This window comes from Longimycelium tulufanense, assembly GCF_014645795.1.
In the GTDB taxonomy this organism is placed as follows: Bacteria; Actinomycetota; Actinomycetes; order Mycobacteriales; family Pseudonocardiaceae; genus Longimycelium; species Longimycelium tulufanense.
Genome location: NZ_BMMK01000004.1, coordinates 248538 through 272497, shown reverse-complemented (window position 1 = coordinate 272497; position 23960 = coordinate 248538). Strand labels below are relative to the sequence as shown.

The 23960-nt window shown below is 71.0% G+C and carries 20 protein-coding genes, 1 tRNA gene and 1 pseudogene; 18 read left to right on the top strand and 4 right to left on the bottom strand.

Translation table 11 applies throughout. The annotated features are described in order from the left end of the window. Position 1 precedes the first annotated feature (1 nt). From IEY55_RS07390 to IEY55_RS07360, 7 genes and pseudogenes are all read left to right on the top strand, one after another. Positions 2-268, top strand: a complete 267-nt coding sequence (locus IEY55_RS07390; protein ID WP_189055252.1) for a hypothetical protein — start codon at positions 2-4, stop codon at positions 266-268. Further along, the gene (locus IEY55_RS07385) at positions 255-773 is read left to right on the top strand and encodes a DddA-like double-stranded DNA deaminase toxin (RefSeq protein WP_189055250.1); all 519 of its coding nucleotides are present in this window, start codon (positions 255-257) and stop codon (positions 771-773) included. Before IEY55_RS07390 ends, IEY55_RS07385 begins: the two co-directional genes overlap by 14 nt. Beyond that, entirely contained in the window at positions 770-1198 is a 429-nt protein-coding gene (locus tag IEY55_RS07380; RefSeq protein WP_189055248.1) for an Imm1 family immunity protein, read from the top strand. Before IEY55_RS07385 ends, IEY55_RS07380 begins: the two co-directional genes overlap by 4 nt. A gap of 330 nt (positions 1199-1528) precedes the next feature. After that, positions 1529-1648, top strand: a pseudogene (locus IEY55_RS32515) (DUF4244 domain-containing protein); the annotation flags it as partial. Further along, the gene (locus tag IEY55_RS07370; protein ID WP_189055246.1) at positions 1648-2046 is read left to right on the top strand and encodes a TadE family type IV pilus minor pilin; all 399 of its coding nucleotides are present in this window, start codon (positions 1648-1650) and stop codon (positions 2044-2046) included. The pseudogene IEY55_RS32515 and the gene IEY55_RS07370, both read left to right, overlap by 1 nt. Further along, positions 2043-2393, top strand: a complete 351-nt coding sequence (locus IEY55_RS07365) for an Rv3654c family TadE-like protein (protein WP_189055244.1) — start codon at positions 2043-2045, stop codon at positions 2391-2393. The genes IEY55_RS07370 and IEY55_RS07365 overlap by 4 nt, the downstream gene beginning before the upstream one ends. Positions 2394-3351: 958 nt before the next feature. Beyond that, the gene (locus IEY55_RS07360) at positions 3352-3993 is read left to right on the top strand and encodes a bifunctional DNA primase/polymerase (protein ID WP_189055243.1); all 642 of its coding nucleotides are present in this window, start codon (positions 3352-3354) and stop codon (positions 3991-3993) included. Here the strand turns inward: IEY55_RS07360 and sftH are convergent. Next, positions 3974-6307, bottom strand: coding sequence for a DEAD/DEAH box helicase (sftH, locus tag IEY55_RS07355; RefSeq protein WP_229686141.1), 2334 nt, complete (start codon positions 6305-6307; stop codon positions 3974-3976). The genes IEY55_RS07360 and sftH overlap by 20 nt on opposite strands. 390 nt (positions 6308-6697) lie before the next feature. Here sftH and IEY55_RS07350 point away from each other — a divergent pair, with 390 nt between their 5' ends. From IEY55_RS07350 to IEY55_RS07320, 7 genes are all read left to right on the top strand, one after another. After that, complete coding sequence (locus IEY55_RS07350; protein ID WP_189055242.1) at positions 6698-8992, top strand: sodium-translocating pyrophosphatase; 2295 nt, start codon at positions 6698-6700, stop codon at positions 8990-8992. Positions 8993-9356: 364 nt separating this feature from the next. Continuing rightward, complete coding sequence (locus tag IEY55_RS07345) at positions 9357-9977, top strand: hypothetical protein (protein ID WP_189055241.1); 621 nt, start codon at positions 9357-9359, stop codon at positions 9975-9977. 116 nt (positions 9978-10093) lie between these two features. Next, positions 10094-10678 carry a hypothetical protein gene (locus IEY55_RS07340; protein WP_189055240.1) on the top strand — a complete coding sequence of 195 codons (585 nt, stop codon included), beginning with the start codon at positions 10094-10096 and terminating at the stop codon, positions 10676-10678. Between the two features lie 394 nt (positions 10679-11072). Then, positions 11073-13784 carry a type I DNA topoisomerase gene (gene topA, locus IEY55_RS07335; protein WP_189055239.1) on the top strand — a complete coding sequence of 904 codons (2712 nt, stop codon included), beginning with the start codon at positions 11073-11075 and terminating at the stop codon, positions 13782-13784. 350 nt (positions 13785-14134) lie between these two features. Next, on the top strand, positions 14135-14560 hold the full coding sequence (locus IEY55_RS07330) for a hypothetical protein (protein ID WP_189055238.1): 426 nt from the start codon (positions 14135-14137) through the stop codon (positions 14558-14560). A 329-nt stretch (positions 14561-14889) separates the two neighbouring features. After that, positions 14890-16896: a bifunctional MFS transporter/dTMP kinase gene (locus tag IEY55_RS07325; protein ID WP_189055237.1), complete on the top strand. Its 2007-nt coding sequence runs from the start codon at positions 14890-14892 to the stop codon at positions 16894-16896. Beyond that, entirely contained in the window at positions 16893-18110 is a 1218-nt protein-coding gene (locus IEY55_RS07320) for a DNA polymerase III subunit delta' (RefSeq protein WP_189055236.1), read from the top strand. Before IEY55_RS07325 ends, IEY55_RS07320 begins: the two co-directional genes overlap by 4 nt. A 190-nt stretch (positions 18111-18300) precedes the next feature. On the opposite strand, the gene IEY55_RS07315 is transcribed toward IEY55_RS07320, so the two are convergent. Both IEY55_RS07315 and IEY55_RS07310 read right to left on the bottom strand, forming a co-directional pair. After that, positions 18301-19092, bottom strand: coding sequence for an SDR family oxidoreductase (locus IEY55_RS07315; protein WP_189055235.1), 792 nt, complete (start codon positions 19090-19092; stop codon positions 18301-18303). Positions 19093-19257: 165 nt separating this feature from the next. After that, positions 19258-20850, bottom strand: a complete 1593-nt coding sequence (locus tag IEY55_RS07310; protein WP_189055234.1) for a hypothetical protein — start codon at positions 20848-20850, stop codon at positions 19258-19260. A 237-nt stretch (positions 20851-21087) separates the two neighbouring features. On the opposite strand from IEY55_RS07310, the gene IEY55_RS07305 reads away from it, so the two are divergent. After that, positions 21088-21161, top strand: a tRNA-Thr gene (locus IEY55_RS07305). 371 nt (positions 21162-21532) lie between these two features. Here IEY55_RS07305 and IEY55_RS07300 read toward each other — a convergent pair. Continuing rightward, the gene (locus IEY55_RS07300) at positions 21533-21949 is read right to left on the bottom strand and encodes a TIGR03668 family PPOX class F420-dependent oxidoreductase (RefSeq protein WP_189055233.1); all 417 of its coding nucleotides are present in this window, start codon (positions 21947-21949) and stop codon (positions 21533-21535) included. 70 nt (positions 21950-22019) lie between these two features. Between IEY55_RS07300 and IEY55_RS07295 the strand changes: the two genes are divergently transcribed. The 3 genes from IEY55_RS07295 (at position 22020) to IEY55_RS07285 (ending at position 23943) form a co-directional block, all read left to right on the top strand. Next, positions 22020-22394 carry a hypothetical protein gene (locus IEY55_RS07295; RefSeq protein WP_189055232.1) on the top strand — a complete coding sequence of 125 codons (375 nt, stop codon included), beginning with the start codon at positions 22020-22022 and terminating at the stop codon, positions 22392-22394. A gap of 147 nt (positions 22395-22541) precedes the next feature. Continuing rightward, the gene (locus tag IEY55_RS07290) at positions 22542-22919 is read left to right on the top strand and encodes a hypothetical protein (RefSeq protein WP_189055231.1); all 378 of its coding nucleotides are present in this window, start codon (positions 22542-22544) and stop codon (positions 22917-22919) included. Between the two features lie 43 nt (positions 22920-22962). Further along, the gene (locus IEY55_RS07285) at positions 22963-23943 is read left to right on the top strand and encodes a 2-hydroxyacid dehydrogenase (protein WP_268239285.1); all 981 of its coding nucleotides are present in this window, start codon (positions 22963-22965) and stop codon (positions 23941-23943) included. Positions 23944-23960: the final 17 nt, after the last annotated feature.

The following is a 23960-nucleotide window of genomic DNA, read 5'->3' as shown; positions in this document are numbered from 1 at the left end:
CGTGAGCAGCATGGAAGAAGCCCTTCAGAACCTCATGGCCGCCAAGGACAACGTTCCCCAAGGAATTGCGCAACATGGCTTACAGATCCTGGAACAGATCAGCGGCCAGTTAGCCCAGGCCGGCGTCACCGACAACCTCGCCGGCCTACTGGAACACACCCGCGGCGGGTTCGAGACCGCCCTCCAAGGCTGCGCCCAACTCGCCCAACAACTCGACGAACGTATCGCCCACCTCCAAGCCGCCATGGGCGGCGGTGGATTTCGCTAGCAGTCAGACACCGCAAAGACCACGGGAGCAGTCGGCGAGTCCACTGCCGCACCACGACCGATTCCCTGACCACCGCATTGGACTCGATGAGGCCCGGCGGCTCTGGGACAGCGACCTTCCACCCCGAGTCACCTCGGGCACGGGTGCCAAGACCCACAGCCGGTGGATTACACCCGACGGCGCCACCCGCTCCATGGTGAGTGGCCGCGACGCGGACGCAAACCACGCTGCCAAGCTGCTAGCCGACCGCGGCATGAAGCGAACACCGATGGCGGTAGATCATGTCGAAACCAAAGTCGCCGCACGCATGGCCCGCGACGGCATCAGAGAGGCCACAATCGTCATCAACAACAAGACCTGCGAGAGCCGAGGCCCCTGGGGATACGGTTGCAAAGACCTGCTACCCCTGATCCTTCCCGCCGGCTACCGGCTAACCGTGTGGGACTACGACGAACACGGCAATCCGCGCCGCATCACCTACACCGGAGGAGCCACACCGCCATGACCCTCGAAGCGTTCGACCAGCAAGGCACCATCCCCGTCACCACCCAGGCCGAACTCACCGAGGTCATCGATCGACTGATCGCAAGAACCGCCGACGTCGAGATCGGCCTGTCCCTGGGCTTCGCCCCGTCCACCGAGAATGATGGGCGCCACCAGGTCGTCATCGGCGTTGGCAAGAACGGCCACGGGTTCCTCCAGTACGTCGATGACGCGGGAATCTTCTGGACCCGCGCCGAACAGCCCCGCCACGGCACAACCGCCTACTACTTCCCCGGCCATCCATTCTCCGCACCCAGTGAGGTTGAGGTACCCCTGGAGACGGTGCGAGCCGGGGTGCAGGAATACCTGGATACAGGACAACGTCCCTCGTGCGCGGCCTGGTGCCCCGACCCAGGTGTGGAATGGAACATGGTCCTTCTTCCGTAGCCGCTGTTGGCATCGGCCGCTGTCTATCGGATAGGACCAGTGAAAATCGGACTCCCCCGTTCACGCCCAGCATGGCTTCAACTGGGGGCGAAGACATGCTGAAACCAGCCTGGCAGTGGCTCTCTGGGGCTGAGATGCCTACTCGGAGGGTTCACGGGGTCGGGGAGGAGACAGGAACCCCTCAGACGTATCCGTTCGTCTGAGGGGTTCCCTGGTCGGAGCGGCATCAGGTCAGGTCAGCCAAGCCGGGAGCAGCCGAGCCCAAGTAGTGGGCTGACCAGGCAAAATCCCCAAGAGGCTGGCTGTTGCTAAAGCTGAACTTGCGCGTACGCCATCGGCACCATCGCCGCAGCCGCCTTCGCCGCCGTGCTCTACGCCGTGGTCACGGGGGACGGAATCGTCTCCGCACTAACGTCGCTCGTCGAACGCGCCCTGTCGGTGAGCTTCTGATGCCGCCGGCCAGCCGGGCCGCAGCAACTGGCCAACGAGCGCGTCGACTGCGAGGCGACAAGGGCGCCGTCACCGTGGAGGCTGCTCTCGGGGTCTGCGCAGTCGTCATCGTGCTCGCCCTCGCTCTTGCCGGGGTCGCCGCGGTCCTCTCTCAACTGAGATGCACCGACGCGGCCCGCGAAGCAGCCCGGCTGGCCGCGCGCGGCGAAGCGGACCGCGCCCCGGAGGCCGTCCAGCAAATCGCTCCCAAGGGAGCCCACCTCGCCCTGCACACCGAGGGCGACACGGTTCGCGTCGAAGTCACCGACCAGCCCAGCCCACTCCTGCCCGGCCTGACCATCCGCGCCGAGGCATACGCAGTACTGGAACCCGGAACCCCACAGGGAGGCACGGAATGACGGACAACGACCGCGGCACCGCGACCGTCCTCGCGGCCACGGCGGTGCTCGCGCTACTGCTCATCACGGCTCTCGTCATCCAGCTCGCCATCGCTGTCACGACTAGACGCCGGGCCGAAAGCGCGGCCGACCTCGCCGCTCTGGCCGCGGCGGCCCATGCCCTCTCCGGACCCGAGCACGCCTGTGCCCACGCCCGCTGGATCACGGACCGCATGCGCACCAACCTGGCCAGCTGCCGGCTCGAGCAATGGGACGCCCTGGTCGAGGTCACCGCCAAGCCGAACGGTCCACTCGCCAACTTCGCCGCGGTCCACGCCCGCTCGCGTGCGGGCCCCACCGATCCCTGACCTCAAACGCGCCCGCGCGCCGCCACAAGGGCCAGCGCCCGAACAACGAAAGGAGGTGATCTGACTCGGGCGCACCGGTCACGCAACCCATCCACCCCAGGATGCGGCGTGACTGCCGCAAAGGTCGTCTCCACGAGGAGACGGGGAATGGCGGCAAAAACTGGGGATAAGTGTGTGGGGGTCCAGTGGGGAACGGGGACGCCGCCACAAACCATGACGCCAACCGGCCCACCAGGGCCAGAAAGGAGTTGCCACAAACGGAAACAACAACGGTAGCCCGGTGGCAGGCTGTCAAGTATGCCAGCCTGCCACCCGGGCGGCCCAAGCATGCCCACACCTCATCCTGTGCCCGACCGTAGCCGAGCAGGGGGAGAGAGAAGCGACGCCACCACCCACAAAGGCCGAGTCTTTCAACAAACGCGCCGCACACGCGCTGACTCAACCGCTCCACTGCCCAACTCGGCCCCAGCAGCCCCAGCCCCGCCCCAGCGCCCCTGAACCAGCAGTTCCAGCCAGGCCGGGTCCTACCAAGCGACCCTGTCGCTCGCACCGCAGCCTCCGGCGACCTCGACCGGCACGAGTGGACCAAGGTCGAACGCCCAGCTACCGCCAGGCCGCACCACTTACCCAAGCCTCGACCAACATCCGGCCCGTCACCAAGCGCGCCCCCCGCGCCTCAGCTCCCGCAACCCGACAGACAACACGGCCACCCGGCCCGACAACCCGCACCAGCGACGAGCGGTCGTCCACCAGCGCCGAACGGCCACCGGACCGGGCGGTGCGCTCAGTCACAACAGGCCCGACCGCATGGGACCGTTCGGTCGCCCGATCCCGGGAAGCCTCGTTCACCGTTCCGTAGCGACCGGTTGTCGACTCGGCATCACTCACCACCCGCCCGGTGCCGTTGATTGGGTGACGGCACGGAACCGTGCCTGCCGAGCAGAGGAGGCGACTGGAGATGGATTGGTCGGATAGTTGGCGCGGGGCGTTCCGCATCGAGCTGCGTGCCGAGGCCATCGGGTTGGCCTGGCGCGGTTGGCCGGTGCTGCCCGGTACCTATCCGGCGGGAGCCCGCTGGGCGGGCCGAAACGGGGCTCAGAACGAAGGGCCGGTTCCGGTGTACCAGGACTGGGCCAGGCGTGTCGGCATGGAGCCCGACCAGGTGGCGAGCTGCTGGAATGGCCGGCAGTACACGTTGTTGGTCGCCACCGGCCACGTGGTCGATGCGGTCGAAGTGGGCAGCGAGCTCGGCCGGCGCGCCGCGGCAGCCCTGCGCGCTGCGGGCGTTCCCGTGCCCATCGCGGCGACGCCGACCGGACAGTGGCTCTTCCTGATGGAACCCGGCCTCGGACTGGGTGCGGAGTTGTCGAGCTACGAGGGCATCACCCTGCACAGCAAGGGAAGCTGGATTCCCCTGCCGCCGTCGCCTTTCCAGCACGGCGTGGTGCACTGGCGGGTCAAGCCGCAGGTGTGCAACTGGGAGCTGCCGCACCCGCACATCGTGCGGGACGCGTTGCTCGCGGCCGTGCACGACGAGGCGATCCAGGGCGCCGCCGCGCGCGGGGCGAGCCCGCAGGGGGTCAGGCTCCAGCCGGTGTGATGGCGCGGAGCACCACATCCAGGACCGCCACCGCGCCCGTCTTGTCCAGCGGCTCGTTTCCGTTGCCGCATTTGGGTGACTGGACACAGGACGGGCACCCAGCCGGGCACTCGCAGAACGAGATGGCCTCCCGTGTCGCGGTGAGCCAGGGGGTAATCGCGGCGAAGCCGCGGTCGGCGAAGCCGGCGCCACCGGGATGACCGTCGTGCACGAACACCGTCGCCTCCCCGGTGTCGGTGTGTGCGGCAGTGGAGACACCACCGATGTCCCAGCGGTCACAGGTGGCGAAGAGCGGTAGTAGGCCGATCGCCGCGTGCTCGGCGGCATGCAGCGCGCCGGGGATGTGCGCCGGCTTGAGGCCGGCGCCCCCTGGCGCGCTGTCATGTAGCAGTGGGCCACTGACCGTGTACCAGACCGCGCGGGTGTGCAGGGTCTGCGGCGGAAGGTCCAAGGGCACGTGGTCGAGGATCTCGCCCGACGGGAGGCGACGCAGGTAGCCGACCACCTGGGTGGTCACCTCGACCTCGCCGAGGCACACCGAGACCCCGGGGTAGCGGCGTTCCTCGAGGGTTCGGACGACACGGATGTCGACGACGTCGCGTGCCGAGGTCGTCCATTCCGGATCCTCGGCGTGCACCAGCGCGAGCCCGGTGTCCAGGTCGAGGTCGTCCACCACGTAGGAGGCACCCTGGTGCAGGTAGACGGCTCCGGGATGGACGGTCGCGCACGCCGACGACGGGTCCACCGTGCCGAGCATGCGCCCGGTGTCCGCCTCAACGACCGCGACCTGCTCGCCGCCGGACCCGCGAATGTCGACGCTTGCGTGCGGCCGATCCCGCGCGACCCAATACCAACCGGTCCGACGCCGACGCACAACGCCGTCCGCAGCCAGCTCCTCCAACGTCTCGGCGGCGGCTGACCCACCGAGCTCGTCAATGTCCTCATCGGTGACCGGAAGTTCCGCTGCCGCACACGCGAGCTGTGGCGTGAGCACATAAGGGTTGCCCGGGTCGAGGACCGTGGCTTCGACAGGGCGCTCCAGCACCGCGGCGGGATGGTGTACGAGGTAGGTGTCCAGCGGGTCGTCCCTCGCGACGAAGACGACCAGCGCGCCGTCGCCGGCACGACCCGCCCGGCCCGCCTGCTGCCAGAAGGAAGCCAAGGTGCCCGGGTAGCCGGCGATCACCACCGCGTCCAAACCGGCGATGTCCACGCCCAGCTCCAGCGCGTTGGTCGTCGCCACCCCGAGGAGCGCGCCGTCGTCCAGCGAGGACTCCAGCGCTCGCCGTTCCTCGGGCAGGTAGCCGGCCCGATACGCGGCCACCCGCCCCGCCAGCTCGTCATCCACTTCGGAGAGCTGCCGACGCGCCCCCAAGGCGGTGAACTCGGCCCCGCGCCGGGACCGGACGAACGCCAAGGTCCGTGCCCCCTCCACCACGAGGTCGGCCAGGATCCGGGCGGCCTCCGCGCCCGCCGAACGCCGGACCGGTGCCCCGTTCTCCCCGGAGAGCTCATCCAGCAACGGGGGCTCCCACAGCGCGACGGTCCGGGCGCCGCGCGGCGACCCGTCGTCGACCACGGCCTGGCACTCCACCCCCGCGAGCACGCTGGCCGAACGCTCGGGCGCCGCCACCGTCGCCGACGCCAGGACGAAGACGGGATCGGCCCCGTACCGCCGGGCCACCCGCCGCAGCCGGCGGAGCAGCAGCGCCACATGCGAGCCGAACACCCCGCGGTAGGCGTGGCACTCGTCGACGACGACATACCGGAGCCGGCGGAAGAACCCTGCCCACCGTCCGTGAGAGGGCAGGATCCCGCGGTGCAGCATGTCGGGGTTGGTGAAGATCCACCGCGCGTGGGCCCGCGCCCAGTCCCGCTCCGCCGGAGGGGTGTCACCGTCGAAGGGGGCCGGCCGTACCCCGGGCACACCGAAACCAGCCGCCGCCCGCAACTGGTCGGCGCCGAGAGCCTTGGTCGGCGCCAGGTACAGGGCGGTGGCCTTGTTGTCGGCGAGAAGATCCGCCAGCACCGGGAGCTGGTACGCTAGCGACTTGCCGGAGGCCGTCCCGGTCGCGACGACCACGTGCCGGCCCTCCCGGGCGAGATTGGCAGCGGCGACCTGATGCACCCACGGACGGTCCACACCGCACACCCGCAACGCGGAGATCAGCTCGGAGGGCGTCCACTCCGGCCAGTCGACGGTGCGCGGAATCCGCTGCGGAAGTTCCGCCACGTGGGTGACAGGTGACTCGCCGGCCGGGATGCCGGCCAGCACCCGGTCCAGTAGCACGCGCCCGCGGTCCTTCCCGCCCACGCGGAAAGCGTGGCATAGCACACCGACATCCCCGACCGCCGGCCGAGGGTTCTCCGCGAAGGTGAACCGCGCAATGTAAACGACCGCCCGGGTGATCTCTCAATCGTGACCAACCGTCGGATCCGATCCAGCCGGACCATTGCGGACTCCCCGATGCGGAACGCGATCACGTGCTTCCGCTCAGGTGATTCTGGATCGATACAAAGGCGCATTCTTGGTCCGTACGGGAGCGGCGAGGGTCACACAGTGAACTGAGCCACTGGCACTGTGAATAGACTGCCGCCTCGTGACGCCGCCCACACGGGCGGCGTGCTTCTTCCCCGGCGTCGGAGCCGGCGCGCCGCCAGAGCGGCTCCGGGCGCCACAGTGCAGTCGTCACCAGGAGGACGGATGTCCCGGCTGATCCTCGCGGAGGGCCTCGAGCTCTCCGGTGGTGATCGCGGCATGGTCGCCGTGGTCGCCGTGGTCGCGCTGGCTGCCCTCGCCGTCGGCTACGTCCTGCTGCGGGAGGTGCTGGCCGCGGGCCAGGGCACTTCCAAGATGCAGGACATCGCCAAGGCGGTGCAGGAGGGCGCGGCGGCCTACCTCAATCGCCAGTTCCGCACACTCGTCGCCTTCGTGGTGCTGGTGTTCCTGCTGCTGTTCCTGTTGCCCGCCGACGACATCGGCGAACGGATCGGCCGCTCGTTGTTCTTCGTCGTCGGTGCCGTGTTCTCCGCGTCGATCGGCTATCTGGGCATGTGGTTGTCCACTCGGGCCAACGTGCGCGTCGCGGCGGCCGCGAACGAGACGGACGGCCGCGGCCGGGAGCGGGCGATGAAGATCGCCTTCCGCACCGGCGGCGTCGTCGGCATGACCACGGTCGGCCTCGGCCTGTTCGGCGCCGCCCTGGTGGTGCTGGTGTACGCCGGGCAGGCACCGAAGGTGCTCGAAGGCTTCGGTTTCGGTGCCGCGTTGCTCGCGATGTTCATGCGTGTCGGCGGCGGCATCTTCACCAAGGCCGCCGACGTGGGCGCCGACCTGGTCGGCAAGGTCGAGCAGAACATCCCCGAGGACGACCCGCGCAACGCCGCCACGATCGCGGACAACGTCGGCGACAACGTCGGCGACTGCGCGGGCATGGCGGCCGACCTGTTCGAGTCCTACGCCGTGACCCTGGTGGCGGCCCTGATCCTCGGCACCGCCGCGTTCGGCGTGCAGGGGCTGTTGTTCCCACTCATCGTGCCGGCGATCGGCGTGATCACCGCCGTCATCGGCGTCTACATCACCAACGCCAGGCCCGGCGAGAACGGGCTGGTGGCGATCAACCGCTCCTTCTACATCTCCGCGATCATCTCCGCGGTGCTGTCCACGATCGCCGCCTTCACCTACCTGCCCGGCACCTTCTCCGCGCTCACCAACGGGCAGGACGTGGAGGGCAACCCCGCCCTCATCGCCGCGGTCGCAGTGATCATCGGCATCGTGCTCGCCGGCATCATCCTGTGGCTGACCGGCTACTTCACCGGAACCGAGCACCGTCCGGTCCGCGACGTCGGCAAGAGCTCGCTGACCGGCGCGGCCACCGTGATCCTCGGCGGCATCTCGGTCGGCTTCGAGTCGGCGGTGTACACGGCGATCGTGATCGGCGGCGCCGTCTACGCGGCGTTCCTGCTCTCCGGTTCGGTGACGGTCGCGTTGTTCGCCGTCGCCCTCGCCGGTACCGGCCTACTGACCACCGTGGGCGTGATCGTCGCGATGGACACCTTCGGTCCGGTCAGCGACAACGCGCAGGGCATCGCCGAGATGTCCGGTGACGTGCACGGTGAGGGCGCCCGGACTCTCACCGAGCTCGACGCGGTCGGCAACACCACCAAGGCGATCACCAAGGGCATCGCCATCGCGACCGCGGTCCTCGCCGCGACCGCCCTGTTCGGCTCCTACACCGACGCGATCGGTGCCGCGCTACGGAAGGCCGGCGAAACGCTCAGCTTGGTCGACTTCCGTGTGTTCAGCCCGAACATCCTGGTCGGTGTGGTGATCGGTGCGGGTGTGGTGTTCTTCTTCTCCGGGCTGGCCGTCAACGCGGTCTCCCGGGCAGCGGGCGCGGTGGTGTTCGAGGTGCGGCGCCAGTTCCGGGACAACCCCGGGATCATGGACGGCACCACGCGGCCCGAGTACGGCAAGGTCGTAGACATCTGCACGAAGGACTCGTTGCGGGAGCTGGCCACCCCGGGTCTGCTGGCCGTGCTGGCACCCATCGCGGTGGGTTTCGGCCTGGGCGTCGGCCCGCTGGCCGGCTACCTGGCCGGAGCGATCGCCGCGGGCTCGCTCATGGCGATCTTCCTGGCGAACTCGGGTGGCGCCTGGGACAACGCCAAGAAGCTCGTCGAGGACGGGCACCACGGCGGCAAGGGCTCCGAGGCCCACGCGGCCACGGTCATCGGCGACACGGTCGGCGACCCGTTCAAGGACACCGCCGGCCCGGCCATCAACCCGCTGATCAAGGTGATGAACCTGGTGTCGGTGCTGATCGCGCCCGCGATTGTCACGCTCTCGGTGGGTGCCGACGCCTCCACCGGCCTGCGCATGACCATCGCGCTGCTGGCGGTCGCGATCATCGTCGCGGCGGTCGTGGTGGCGAAGCGGCGGAGCACGGCGATCGCCGAGTCATCCCCGGCCGAGGAGCCCGACGACGCCAGGGTCTGAGCCGCGAAGCCCCTCGAGCCGCATGGCCGGGGAGCCGGGCAACGGTCCTGTTGGCTGGTCCGTCCCGTCGCCGTGAGGGACCCTGTTGGCTCATCCGTCCCACCGGAGTCATCCGGTGGGACGGATGGCTGTCAGATGGGGTGTTCGGGCGGCGGGACGGGTTGCTGCGAAGTGTGAGGAGCGGGCGCGGGCCGACCTGGCCGGCAGCCCTCACTGGAAAACGGTAAGAGGGCGCGCTGAGCGGTTGGCCCGGTGCGACCGGCCTCGAACCCGTCGGCAGGGTGAACGCCGGCCGCCGGATCGCACGGGTGCGCTGCGGCAGGGGTAGGTTCGCGGTCGTTTCCGGCAGTGACAAGGGGGCCTCATGCGACGAGGGCTGATCTCCACCCTGTGCTTGGTGGCGTTCCCGTTGGCGGCGTGCACGGCGAACCAGGGACCGTCGGACATGACGTCGCCAGCGGACCGACCGAGTCCTACGGCGGACGCCCGTGTGCAATGGGTGGACAGGTACTGCGGCACCACGCTGTCGCTCACCGAGCTGGTATCGCGGCCCCTACAGACGTCCGGCCAGGACAACGCCGAGACCAAGGCCGCGCTCAGCCAGTACCTGGGCGATGCCTCGAGCGGCCTGGACAGGGCCATCACGGACATGCGGGAGTTGCAGCAGGCCCCGCCGGAGAAGGCGGCGGGCGACGCGGCCAAGCGGACCGAGGAGACGCTCACCAAGATCAAGCAGGGCATGGATGACGCCAAGGCCAAGGTCGACCAAGCCGACCCGGCGAACGCCGAGCAGTTCGCCGAGGCGATCCAGGCCGCCGGTGCCGAGTACACCAAGCAGCTCGGGCAGTTCCGGGATCCGACCGAGGAGCTCCGGGTCAACCGGGAGCTGGAGCGGGCCTCGCAGCAGGCGCCGAAGTGCCGGGAGCTGTCCGCCAAGCGCACCGCGACCCCCACCAGCCCGACGACCCCGTCACCCACGGGCTGACGCGCGACCTCAGCCGCGGTGGGGCACCCGCCCCGGCCTGGTGAGGAGGAGCGCCATCTGGCGGAGCACGGCGTGCGAACACCGAATTCGTCGGAACGTCGCCCTACGCTCGCCCCGTGGGGCAGCAGTTGTCCTTCTTTTCCGCCGAGGCACGCGAGCCTCGGCTTGCCGACCTGGCCGGGTTGCTGTGTGGCCCCGGACAGGCCGTGAGCTTCGGAAAGGGCAGTGCCGCGCGGGTGTCGGCGGTGGTTGACGAGCCGTGGCGGGCACACGCTCTCCTGGCGGCCTGCGCCGAGCGTGACGTGGCGGCGGAGATCGCCGTGTCGGACGAGGGGCGGCCGCTGGTCCGGAGCGCGTTCCGCGCCGACCTCGCGTCCCTGGCCGCCCAATGGCTGCGGGGCGCGGTCAAGGCGGTGCCCACCGGGTTCGCGCCGGACGGCGCCATCCTCCGGCTCTGGGCGCTGACCGCCGGAAGCGGGGTTGACGGCGGCTACCTGCTCGGCCTGGACCCGCACGCCCCGGACACCCACGAACCGCTGGCCACGGCACTGGCCAGGGCCGGGCTACCGGCGACCCGTCTCGGGCCCCGGGGCGGCGGCCCCGGCCTGCGCATCGCCGGTCGACGCAGGCTCAGCCGTTTGGCGGAGCTGTTGGGACCGCCTCCGACCGCGGTACCGGTCCCGCACTGGCCGGCCGGGTAGCAGGAGCTGGCTCGCGCCACGGGTCGTCGTGCCCGGATGAGGCGGGCACGACCCCGGCGACCGGCCCGATGGAGCGCCACTGGTCCGGACCAGCGGGCGGGGGTTCGGGTGCCCGTGGCCTGGAAGCGGGCAGCGCGCGTCGCCCCGGGGCCGGTTCGGGTGCCGGTCGGGGTGAGGTCGGGTGGTAGTCGGGTGGGGTGACAGGGTCCCCGGGTACACCAGAAGGGGTGGCGCGGAACACTCGCGCCACCCCACCGGGTGGTTGACAAGGGCTCCAACCTGCCGCTTGGCCGTGGCTGTGCGAGCCTTCTCCGTCACCCGGCGCAGCGAGTTGGGCCTCCTCCGGTGCACACTGGCGGGCCGGGACATAGGCGACAGCAGAGAGCAGGGCAGCGTGGCAGGGTCGGCACGGACAAGGAGAAGCGGCGGGAACGGGGCGTCCACCGGTCGCCGGCTGGTGATCGTGGAGTCGCCGGCCAAGGCCCGCAAGATCGCCTCCTACCTGGGCAGGGACTTCGTGGTGGAGTCCTCGCGCGGGCACATCCGGGACCTGCCCCGGGGCGCGGCCGACGTGCCGGCCAAGTACAAGGGCCAGTCGTGGGCGCGGCTGGGTGTGGACGTCGACCACGACTTCGAGCCGCTCTACGTGGTCTCCCCGGACAAGAAGGCCACCGTCACCGAGCTCAAGGCAGCCCTCAAGGGCGTCGACGAGCTGTACCTGGCCACGGATGGCGACCGCGAGGGCGAGGCCATCGCCTGGCACCTGATGGAGACCCTCAAGCCCAAGGTGCCGGTGCACCGGATGGTCTTCTACGAGATCACCGAGCCCGCCATCCGGGAGGCCGCGGCCAACCCGCGTGGCCTGGACCAGCACCTGGTCGACGCCCAGGAGACCCGGCGCATCCTGGACCGGCTCTACGGCTACGAGGTCAGCCCCGTGCTGTGGAAGAAGGTCATGCCCAAGCTGTCGGCCGGCCGGGTGCAGTCGGTGGCCACCCGCATCGTGGTGGAGCGGGAACGGGAGCGGATCCGCTTCGTCCCGGCCAGCTACTGGGACATCGCCGCCGTGCTGGACGCCGGGGCGGACGCCACTCCCCGTACCTTCAACGCCCGGCTGGTCGCCGTCGACGGCGCCCGCGTGGCCACCGGCCGCGACTTCGGCCCGGACGGCCGGCTGCTGCCCAAGTCCGCCGACGTCCGCATGCTGGACGAGGCCGAGGCGCGCCGGCTGGCCGAGGGGCTGGCCGACGTCCGGCTCAGCGTCACCAGCGTCGAGGAGAAGCCCTACACCCGGCGGCCCTACGCGCCGTTCATGACCTCCACGCTCCAGCAGGAGGCCGGTAGCAAGCTGCGATTCTCCGCCGAACGCACGATGCGCACCGCGCAGCGGCTGTACGAGAACGGCTACATCACCTACATGCGGACCGACTCGACGACGCTGTCCGACACGGCGATCGCGGCGGCCCAATCCCAGGCCCGCGAGCTCTACGGCGACGCCTACGTCTCGCCCAAGCCCAGGCAGTACACCCGCAAGGTCAAGAACGCCCAGGAGGCGCACGAGGCGATCCGCCCGGCCGGCGAGAACTTCCGCACCCCCGGGCAGGTCGCCGGCGAGCTGGACGTCGACGAGCTCAAGCTCTACGAGCTGATCTGGCAGCGCACCATCGCCTCGCAGATGGCCGACGCCAAGGGCACCACGCTCAGCGTGCGGATCACCGGGGTCTCCGCGACCGGCGAGGAGTGCACGTTCGCCGCCTCCGGCCGCACCATCACGTTCGCCGGCTTCCTCAAGGCGTACGTGGAGGCGGTGGACGCCGAGGCCGGCGGTGAGGCCGACGACGCCGAGACCCGCTTGCCGCGGCTGGCCCGCGACCAGGCGGTGACCGCCGCCGAGCTGGACCCGGACGGGCACACCACCAACCCGCCGCCCCGCTACACCGAGCCCAGCCTGGTCAAGGCCCTGGAGGAGCTGGGCATCGGCCGGCCCTCCACCTACGCCTCGATCATCAGCACCATCCAGGAGCGCGGCTACGTCTGGAAGAGGGGCTCCGCCCTGGTGCCCTCCTGGGTGGCCTTCGCCGTGGTCGGGCTGATGGAGCGGCACTTCGGGCGGCTGGTGGACTACGACTTCACCGCGGCGCTGGAGGACGAGCTGGACGCGATCGCGGCCGGCCGGCAGGAGCGCACCACGTGGCTGTCCGGGTTCTACTTCGGTGGTGACGTGGGTCCGACCGGCTCGGTGGGCCGCTCCGGCGGGCTGAAGAAGCTGGTCGGTTCCGGCGTGGAGGAGATCGACGCCCGCGAGGTGAACTCGATCCCGCTGTTCACCGACGACGCCGGCCGCACGGTGATGGTGCGGGTCGGCCGCTACGGGCCCTACCTGGAGCGCGAGGTCGACGGTCAGTCCCAGCGCGCCAACCTGCCCGACGACCTTCCGCCGGACGAGCTCAGCCCGGAGATCGCCGAGAAGCTGTTCGCCACCCCGCAGGAGGGGCGTTCCCTGGGGACCGACCCGGCCACCGGGCACGAGATCGTCGCCAAGGAGGGCCGGTTCGGCCCGTACGTGACCGAGATCCTGCCCGAGGGTGTCAAGGAGAAGCCGCGCACCGGCAGCCTGTTCAGGTCCATGTCCCTGGACACGGTGACCCTGGATGACGCGCTGCGCCTGCTCTCGCTGCCCCGGCTGGTCGGTGTCGACCCGGAGAGCGGGGAGGAGATCACCGCACAGAACGGCCGTTACGGCCCGTACCTGAAGAAGGGCTCCGACTCCCGCTCGCTGGGCACCGAGGAGGAGATCTTCAACATCACCCTCGAGGAGGCGTTGAAGATCTACGCCGAGCCGAAGAAGCGGGGCCGGCGCACGGCCGCGGCCACCCCGCCGCTGAAGGAGTTCGGCGCCGACCCGGTGTCGGGCAAGCCGATCGTGGTGAAGGAAGGCCGGTTCGGTCCCTACGTGACCGACGGCGAGACCAACGCGTCCCTGCGCAAGGGGGACGACGTCGAGGCGATCACCATGGACCGTGCCGTCGAGCTGCTCGCCGAGAAGCGGGCCAAGGGGCCGACGAAGAAGAAGCCTACCCGTCGCAAGGCGACGACCAAGTCCTGATCACGCCCGAGGAGCCCGAGTTCCGCACCGCGTGTTTGGGAAAGAGGTTGGAGGAGGGTCAGCTGTGGGTGGGCAGGCGGCGCGAGCTGCCGTGGGCGAAGGCTCACCCCGGCTGAGCCTTCCTTGCGCATCCGACGCACACCCGCAGGGGTGGGTGAAAGGTCCCGCATGGGCGGGCGTAACTGACCGCGAGGGGCTCCCCCTGCGTGCCACCGCACGACGTCCATGCCGTCCGCGGCCGGTGCCGCACCTCCGGAGGCTGTCGAGACATTCGGCCGGGGCTGTCGGCATCCTGGCGCATTGTCACCGAAAGCGCGCCGCGACGCCGTGACCGGGCCTACGCTGGGACGGTGAGTTCGGACGCGCTGTTCGGCCCGGACGGCACGCAGCCACCACCGCCCCCGCGGTCGTTCCCGGATCCGCTCCTCGGGCTGCCCGGCGGGCCCGAACCGGGGCCCTCACCCCGGGGCGAGGTCCCGCTGCCGGTCGCGCCCCCGGCCCCCGCACCCGCTGCCGACCGGCGCCAGCAACAGACGGTGCGGCGGGCGATCGAGGCGGCGCTGAACGAGGCACCCCCGTTCCGCCCACCGGCCCGTCGCGGCCAGTACCAGCGGTCCGCGCCACGCACGCCCACCCCACCGGCAATCCCCACCACCGGAGAGCGGCCGAGAAAGAGCGGCGTGGGCAGCTGGCTGTTCCTGCTCCTGATCCTCGCGGTGATCCTCTACAACCTCGTTCAGGGCTGGCTGCAAGGCGTCTCGGACATCTTCCGGTAGCGGGCGCAACCGCCGTTGGTGGAATTTGTGCCGAGGCGCGCTGATTTAGTGGGAAATCGTGACCTGACGGTGTGCGCGGTGTGATGATTTCCGATCAAGTGGCCGTGGCCGGCCGATATCGTCCCTGCTCGGATGCTGGGTACGGCCCGACATACCCCCATTGACGGACCGGCGGCCCTCGATCCGGCGTCCCCCCAGCTACGCTGACCCCAGCGAGCGCCGGGTCGTGTGTCGGAACGGGGGTGAGCGACATCCGGGCAGGGGAGGATGCGACAGCGACGGTCGGTTCCACGGGGCCGGCCGAATCGCGTGCATCCACTGCGCATCGGATGCGCAGTGTTCTGGCCATTCCGGCATTTCGTCGACTGTGGTTCGTCAGCGCCCTGTGCAGCATTGGTGACTGGCTGTCGTTCCTGGCACTGTCGGCGTTGATCACCAAGCTCACCGACGTCTATCTGGTCCAGAGCTACGCGCTCAGCGCCGTGGTGGTCACCCAGCTGCTGCCCGCGATGCTCTTCGGCCCGCTGGGCGGGGTGCTGGCCGACCGGTTCGACCGGCGCAAGATCATGGTCGTCGCCGACCTCGCGCGGTGTGGGCTGTTCCTGTCGATCGCGCTCGTCGGCGAGCTGTGGTGGGTGCTGGTCGCCAACTTCATGATCGGCGTGTGCGCGTTGTTCTGGATCCCGGCCAAGGACTCCTCGATCCCGAACCTGCTGCGGCGCCGCGACCAGGTGGAGACGGCCAACCAGCTCAACGTGGTCATGACCTACGGCGGCGCGGTGATCGCCGCCGCGGGCCTGTTCTCCGCGGTCTCGGCCGTCGGCCCCACCCTGAACCTGCGCTCCGAGCTGGGCATCGCCAACATCATCGTCGTCATCAACGGCCTGCTGTTCCTGACCTCGGCGATCGTGGTCGCCACCCGGATCAGGGAGATCTCCGGGCACGGCGACCCGGCCCGCCGGCGCGCCAGCCAGGCCTCGACCGGCCAGCCAGGCGTGTTCGGCATGCTGCGTGACGGCCTGCGCTTCGTGCGCGCCACGCCACTGGTCCGTGGCCTGGTGATCGGCCTGGCCGGCGCGGTCGCGGCCGGTGGCGCGATCATCTCCTGCGCCAAGCTCTACTCGTCCAGCCTGTCCGGCGGCGACACCGCCTACGGCATGCTGATCGTCTCGGTCTTCCTGGGGCTCGCGCTGGGCATGGCCACCATGCCGCGGCTCGCCCGCCGGCTGCCGCACAACCGGCTGTTCGGCATCACCATCGTGGTCGCCGCCCTGGCGCTGATCGTGGTCGCGCTGGCACCGCACCTGTGGGTGGCGCTGGCCGCGGTCGCCCTCCTCGGGTTCTGTGCCGGCACCGCGTTCCTCACCTCGTTCACGATCATCGGCTCGCAGGTCGAGGACGCGGTGCGGGGCCGCACCAACGCCCTGGTCCAGCTGCTCATCAAGGTCATCCTGCTCGGCTCCACCGCGGTGGTGCCGCTGGTGGTCGGGCTGGTCCGGCCGCGTACGGTCACGATCTTCGGGGAGCCGATGCAGATCGACGGCACCCGGCCGGTGCTGCTGGCCGCGGGCGTGGTGGCCGCCGTGGTCGGCGTGGTCGCCTACCGGCAGATGGACGACCGGCGCAGCGAGCCCATCCTGTCCGACCTGCTCGCGGCCATCCGGGGCGGCGACCGGCTGCGCCGTGGTGGGGGTGGGATGCTCATCGCGATCGAGGGCGACACCGTCGACGACACCGCCACCCAGGCCGCCCGGCTCGCCGAATGGCTGCGCGTCGGCGGCCGGGACGTCGTGCTCGCCGGGGACCCCGCACTGGACGAAAGCCGCCTGCGGGGCGTCCTGGACGGCGCCTCGCTGTCGGGGGCGCGGGCCCATGCCCTGGTGGCTGCCGCCGTACGGGCGGACGTCGTGGAGCGGCGGGTGCGCCCGGCACTGGCATCCGGCGCCTTAGTGGTGATGGAGCGTTACGTGGACAGCCCGCTGGCGCACCTGGGTGCCTCCGGCGGGCTGGAGCCGGCCGACCTGGAGAGCCTGGCCGACTGGGCCACCGGCCAGCTCCGCCCGGACGTCACCGTGCTGCTCGACCGGGACCCGGCCAGTCTCGGTACGCCTCCCGACTCCGGCGGGTTCGGCAGTATGGAGCACCATTGGCGCGTGCAGCGCATCCTCACCGAGATGGCCGCGTCGGATCCTGATCGCTACGTGGTCGTGGACGCGGACGGCACCGAGGACGAGGTGGCCGAGCGGGTGCGGGCGGCCGTCCTCCCGGTGCTCGCGCAGCGTTGGCTGGCCGTGCCCGGGGGCTCGACCCCGCTGGCCGGGGCGGAGGCACCGTGACTCCGGCCGTGACCACGGGCGTCTGGGCGGACGTGGTCGGGCAGCCCGAGGCCGTGCGGGTGCTGTTGGAGGCGGCCCGGGCCGCACTGCACTTCACCAGCGGTCGGTCGGCCGCGCCCGGCGCGATGACCCACGCGTGGCTGTTCACCGGCCCGCCCGGCTCCGGGCGCTCGGTGGCCGCCCGCTCCTTCGCCGCGGCCCTGCAGTGCACCGGGGACGCGGAGGAACCGGGTTGCGGCGAATGCTCGGCCTGCCGGACGGCGGTCGCCGGCACACACGCCGACGTGCGCGTGGTCGTGCCCGAGGGACTGTCCATTTCGGTCAGCGAGATGCGGTCGCTGGTGCAGGTCGCCGCGCGACGCCCGACCACCGGGCGCTGGCAGGTCGTGCTGATCGAGGACGCCGACCGGCTGACCGAAGGCGCCGCCAACGCCCTGCTGAAGGCGGTGGAGGAACCGCCGGCCCGCACCGTGTTCCTGCTGTGCGCACCCTCCGACCACCCCGACGACGTGTCGGTGACGATCCGCTCCCGGTGCCGCGTGCTGTCGCTGGGCACCCCCTCGCCGGCCGCGATCGCCGACGTCCTGCACCGCCGGGACGGCTTGGACCCGCAGACCGCCGAGTGGGCCGCGTCGGTGTGCGGCGGGCACGTCGGCCGGGCGCGCCGGCTGGCCACCGATGATGAGGCCCGCCGTCGGCGGGAGTCCGTGCTGCGCATCCCGCTCGGCCTGCGTCGCTTCGCCGACGTGTTCCCCGCGTCCGACGACCTGGTCAGGTCCGCCGAGTCGGAGGCCAAGACGGTGAGCGGGACACTCGACGAGGCCGAACGGGAGGCGTTGCAGACCGCCATGGGTGCCGGCGGGACCGGCAAGGGCACCGCGTCCGCAACCCGGGGAGCCAAGGGCGCGCTGAAGGATTTGGAGCGGCGACAGAAGTCCAGGGCCACCCGGACCCAGCGGGACGCCCTCGACCGCGCTCTGGTCGACCTCGCCGGGTTCTACCGGGACGTGCTGCTGGCCGCGTTCGGCGCCGACGCGCCACTGGCCCACCCGGACAAGGCCGAGGACGTGCGGGCGGCGGCGGGCCAGTGGACCCCCGAGTCCGCGCTGCGCCGGCTGGAGGCGGTCCTGGCCTGCCGCGAAGCGCTCGACATGAACGTCAAGCCTCGCATCGCGGTGGAAGCTCTCGTCACCGCCCTGCACACCGGACGCTGAACGCGGCCGCGGCAGCATCTCCCGATGCCGCGCGGGCAGCGCCCCGCGGAGACCTCGAGGCCGCTGCCCGACAAACAGCCGGTGACCGACTGAGTGGTGCCGCCGGCGGTGCTGCTGATGACCCCGCAACCGTCAACGACCTCGACGACCCACCACGCCCTTCGTGCCATTGCGGACGGTCTCCGTGGCATCACCGCGCCAGCCAACCGCCGTCGACCACCAGGACGTGCCCGCTGACGTAGTCGGAGGCACGGGAACTCAGGAAGATCGCCGCGCCGACGAGGTCGTCCGGCCTGCCCCAGCGGCCCGCCGGGATGCGGGACCGGATGGCGGCCTCCCGATCCCCGTCGGCCCTGATCGGGGCGGTGCTCCGGGTGGCGATGTGCCCCGGCGCAATCGCGTTCACCTGCACGCCGTGCGGTCCCCACTCGTTCGCCAGCGACCTGGTCAACCCGGCCACCGCGCTCTTGCTGGCGGTACAGGCGGGCAGCATGATCCCGCCCTGGAAGCTCAGCAGCGAGGCGATGTTGATGATTTTTCCGTTGCTGGGCAACGGATGGTCGTTGACACCCGAGTGCCGGCGGACCAGCATCTGCCGGCCGACCAGCTGGCAGAGCAGGAAAACCGACTCCAGGTTCACCGTCAGTACGCGCCGCCAGTCGCCCAGCTCGACCTCGGTGGCGTGCTCGCGGTGCACGATCCCGGCGTTGTTGACCAGGACGTCGATCTGCCGCTCGGCCAACAGCCGGGACAACTCCGGCTCCACCTTGTCCGGCCGGGCCAGGTCCGCCACGACGAGGTCGACCTTGCGGCCGGTGGCAGCCACCTCGGCGGCGACGCCGTCCACGTCCTGGGTACGGCTCAACAACACCAGGTCCGCGCCCGCCTTGGCCAGCCCGATGGCGAGTGCCCGGCCGATGCCGGTACGCGCCCCCGTCACCAGTGCGGTGCGTCCCGTGAGGGAGAACAGCTCGGTGCTCATCACGCCGCCCCGCTCTCGCGGCCGAGGATCCGCCCGTGGACGCCCGGTCGGCCGCGTCGTCCGGGAACGCCCGCACAGCGCCGGAAAACGTGCGCTGGATCACAGCGAAGCACATCGGGGTGACGCTCTGTCGCCGCTGATCCGGTGATCGCCGTAACGAGTCAGTCAACCGTCGGTTCCGGCTTCACTCCTCCTGCGTCGTGTGGGGGATGGCAGGGCGGAAACCAGGATGGCGCCGGTAAGGAGAAGCCCGGCACCCAGCCAGAGGAGCGGGATCGCGTCGTAGGCGGCGTTGGTGTGGGCGAGCGGCGGGGTAGGGGCGGCCTGTGGCGGAACCGGTTGGGGTGCGGCGGGTTGCTCCGGGGCCCCGCACGTCACGCCCCCGCGTGGGGCGAGGGCGCGTGCCACCTGTTCGCCGATGGCGACTTGGGCCAGCGCTGGGGGCAGGTCGGGCAGGTTCAGGGCGTTGGTCGGGACAAGCTGGACGTCGAGCAGGCGGGCGACGGCACCGACACTCGCCCCGGTCCGTTTCTCGCTCAGCTGGCCGATGTGGAGCCGAAGAACCGCGATGTCGATCCGTCCCAGTGCGGAGGGGACTGGTGATCCGTCCGGCAGGAGCGCACCGATCACCGGGCGCTGGAGAGGTTCGTCGTCGGTGAAGATCGGAACGCCCACGGGGACGTCCAGTTTCGGGTTGGCCGCATCGAGGACGGCGAGTTCCTGGCCCGTCTGGACAACGCGCACCACCGGCGCGGCGTAGTGGAGTGTGGAGGTGTTCTCCTCACCGGTGGAGGTCGCCGTGAGCGTGGGCTGGCTGACGACCTCTGCCCGGATCTCCTGGGGTGTTCCGGGCAGCAGTCGGACGCTGGAAACCTCAACCGTGGAGGTCGCGCGCACCGCCTTTCCCGGCAGGCCCTCGACATCGACGAGACGAACCGTCGAACGCACGCCGAGCGTGCCGGGTGCGTGAACCAGGGAGCCAGAGCCATCCGCTTTCCCTTGCCCGGACAGCAGACCCCCGAGTTGGTGGAGTGGAGCGGAGAGCGCCTGGACGCCGTCGATCAGGGCTTTCGTGGCCTCGGGCGGCATCGACGGGGCGCTTTCCGGGAGTAAGCCGGCAAGGTCGGGATTGGCCGGTAGCGACGGGATGACGTTGACCGCGGAGAGACTGGCCAGCGACGTTCTGGCGTCGGCGATCGGGTCGACACACGCGCCGAGGAACTGGTCCCACCGGGCGTGGACGCTGCCTTCTCCGACGCCGGCCCGGGCCAGCGCGTCCGCCGGGGGCTCCGGAAGCTGATGGCCGCGCGTGAGTGGCTTGTCGTTGTCCGGGAGGGCGGTTTGGGTGAGCGAGCCGGGTGGGCGGGGAGCGCGGCCACGGACGGCGAATCCGAGCGGCGCGGACTCGGCGATCGCGGACTCGTAGGTCAGGTGGGCCTCGGAGTTCGCCTGGGCCGTGGCGAGGCCGAGGCCCACCTCGCCCGCGGACTGGCGGGGAAGGTGCTCGCTTTGGCCGGGTAACGACGTCTTCGTCTCCACCGAGCGGGGAAGCAGGCGGACGAGGGCCAGGCCGCTGCCGGCGTCGGCAACGACCGGGCGGGAGTAGGGCGGGCGGGGCGCGCTGTCCGGCGGGGCGCCGGGGTCGACCGGAAACGGAATCGGGGTGGTCGGAGGGGTGGCGGCGGCCGGGGGCGCGGACAGTGCGGTCAGGAGCGCGGCGGTGGGGAGGGCGACGGTGAGCGGTAATCGTCGGTGCATCGGCTCGGCCTCCTTTGGGCGACGTGCGGCCCTGCCAAGAAGCGTCTTGAGGCTGCGGGACCGCCCGCGAGCGGGGCGGGCGGCGCGCGAGTGGTGGCCGGGGGAAGCCACGGTCGTTCGGTCGCTTCCCCCGGCCCGGACCCTCCCCACACTCCCTGAGACGCGCGTCACGTCTGACCCAACGACGGGTGCCGGTAGTGGTGACGCCCCACGTGCCCGCTACACTGGTGCCGCCTCGCCGCCTTAGCTCAGTCGGCCAGAGCGACGCACTCGTAATGCGTAGGTCGTGGGTTCGATTCCCACAGGCGGCTCCGGAGAAGGACCGCAGGTCACCTTGCGTGACCTGCGGTTTTCGTTTTGCGAGCGGTCAACGATCTGCAGATGAGTCCCGCGCTTGGCGGGCTGTGAGCCCGAAGTGAGCCCATCGGTTCCTGATACGGCGTCCGGGGGACGAGCTTCGCTGCTGCTTCGGCCGCTTCCCGCGTCGTCTGCGGGAGCGATACGTCTGAGCCGATCGTGATCAAGTGCACGAACACGGTGCGGATCAGAGGGATCGATCGCGAAGCAGGTCGGATTCCCTTGCGGCAAAGGGAGAATCGGTTCACGGAGGTCGACGCCGGCGGGTACGGAACGTGCCGCCGGCCGTGTTCGGGATCCGCGTGGCAGCCAGGCCGGCACGGAGTCAGCTGGCTGCCCAGCCGGACCAGTGGTGCACGCGGATGTGCAGGACCGGTCCATCCGGCGGCTCCTGCTGGTACTGCTCGTACTTCTCGCACAGCAACAACAGGCCGTCCTCGGCATCGGGCCAGTCACCGGCGATCTCGGCGACACCGTCGGCGCGCACCCACCACAGCTTGCTCCAGTCGTCCTCGTAGTGGTCGACCAGAAGTGACACAGCGGGATTCGCGGCGATGTTCTCCACCCGGCGCAACTCCCTGCTCCGCTTGGGCTTGGCATCAACCGCCGTCCAGATGTCGTCCCCGGCGACCGCGAACACGACGGGCACCAGGTGGGGCGCTCCGTCCGGGCCCATGGTCGCCAGCCGTGCCACCCGCGCGGCGCCGAACCTGCCGCGGGCCTCCACCGGATGCAGCCGCACGACCCCACCGTAGTCCCGTCACCCGATCGGCCGCTTCCCGCCGGTCAACCCCGCGGCGATGCTGGCTGGCGTGGCTGAGCTCCTCGCCGTGCCGCACGATCTCCTGCCCGGGCTGGCCGGGCAGGCCGATCCGGCACGCGTGAAGCGGCTCACCGACCTGCTGCGCCCGGACGAACGGATCCGGGCCGTCGCAACGGGCCGTTCCACCGCCCAGGGCGAGCTGCTGCTCGCCGCGACCAACCGGCGCGTCCTCGCCCTGGCCACCGAAGATTTGGTCGACATCCCCCTCGCCGAGGTCGCCTACGTCGCCACCTCGGGCGACTCCCGGGCCGGCGCCGCGCTGGTCGTGCACGGCCCGCGGGACTCGCTGCGCGTAGCGGCCATCCCGTTCCGCATGGCGCAGGGCTTCGCGGCCGCGGTGCGCATGGGCATCGCCTCGGCGTGACCCACCGGCCCGACGAACCGGCCAACCGGAGGGACCGACCCAAGTACCGGCACGGACCCCCGTTGGGCGGAACAACCCGGCCGCCGATCGGTCTTCACCCGTTCGGATTATGGCGATCTGGCGTGTGACTCAAGACACTGTCCCGCCATGCATCCCGACCTGGAGCAGCGGCTGACGCTGATGCCCCGACGCCTCCGCAACCGACATAGCGACGACGTCCGGATCCTGGAGACCATGCTCGCCCCCGGCGAGCGCGTCCGCGCCCTGACCGCCGGCCCCCTGGTCGGCCGCGGACGCGTGCTCTTCGCCGTGACCGACCGGCGCATCCTGCTGGCCGGCTCCGGCTGGTCCGAGTCGCTGCCCTACTGGCAGCTCGCCGGCGTCACCGCCGGTCGCGGCTTCCCGCTGAGCACCACCCTGGTCATCCACACCGCCGGCCGGGTGCTGGAGCTGCGCTCGCCCCGGCAGGCCGTCGCGGAGTTGGTCGCCGCCGTCCGCTACGCCTCCGGCGTGCCCGAGATCTGATATCAGCGCCTACCACCAACACGGGTCGGGCAGTATCCGAGCCGTGTCGAACACCCGCGCGCACGTGTACGTCACCCGCCGGCTCACCCCGGCCGCCATGACGCGGTTGTCCGAACTGGACGCCCCGGTCGTGGTCCACCCCGACCCGGAACGCCCACCCACCCGCCGGGAGCTGCTCGAGTCGGTGCGGGGCGCGGTGGCGTTGGTCCCGCTGTTGACCGAGCGGGTCGATGCCGAACTCCTGGACGCCGCCGGTGAGCAGCTGCGCGTCGTGGCGAACGTGGCGGTCGGCTACGACAACGTCGACCTGGCCGAGACGGCCCGCCGCGGCATTGCCGTCACCAACACCCCCGGCGTGCTGGACGAGGCCACCGCCGACCTGGCGTTCGGCCTCCTGCTCGCGGCGGCTCGCCGGATCGTGGAAGCTGACCGGTTCCTCCGCACCGGGCGCCCGTGGGCCTGGGCGCCCACGATGTTCACCGGCCTCGACGTTTCCGCCGGCGCCACGCTCGGGATCGTCGGGCTCGGCCGAATCGGCATGGCCGTGGCGCGCCGCGCGCACGCCTTCCGCATGCGCATCCTCGCGACCGGACGTAGGGCGAGCAGTCCGGAGGCGGCTGACCTGGGCGTCGTTGCGGCCACCCTCGACGAGGTGCTGGAACGCAGCGACGTCATCAGCCTGCACTGTCCACTCACGCCGCAGACCCACCACCTGGTCGGCCCGGCCGAGCTGGCGCGCATGAAGTCCACCGCGCTGCTGGTGAACACCGCCCGCGGGCCGGTCGTGGACGAGGCGGCGCTGGTGGACGCCCTGCGGTCCGGGTCGATCGCGGGCGCCGCGCTCGACGTCTTCGAAGACGAACCACAGCTGCACCCGGGACTGCGAGAACTGGACAACGTGGTGATCGTGCCGCACATCGGCAGCGCGGGCGCCGCGACGCGGGACGCAATGGGCCTGCTCGCCGTCGACAACGTCGCGGCGGTGCTCGCCGGCCGGCCACCGCTGACCCCGGTCGAGCCCTGACCGGCCGCCGTGGGGGG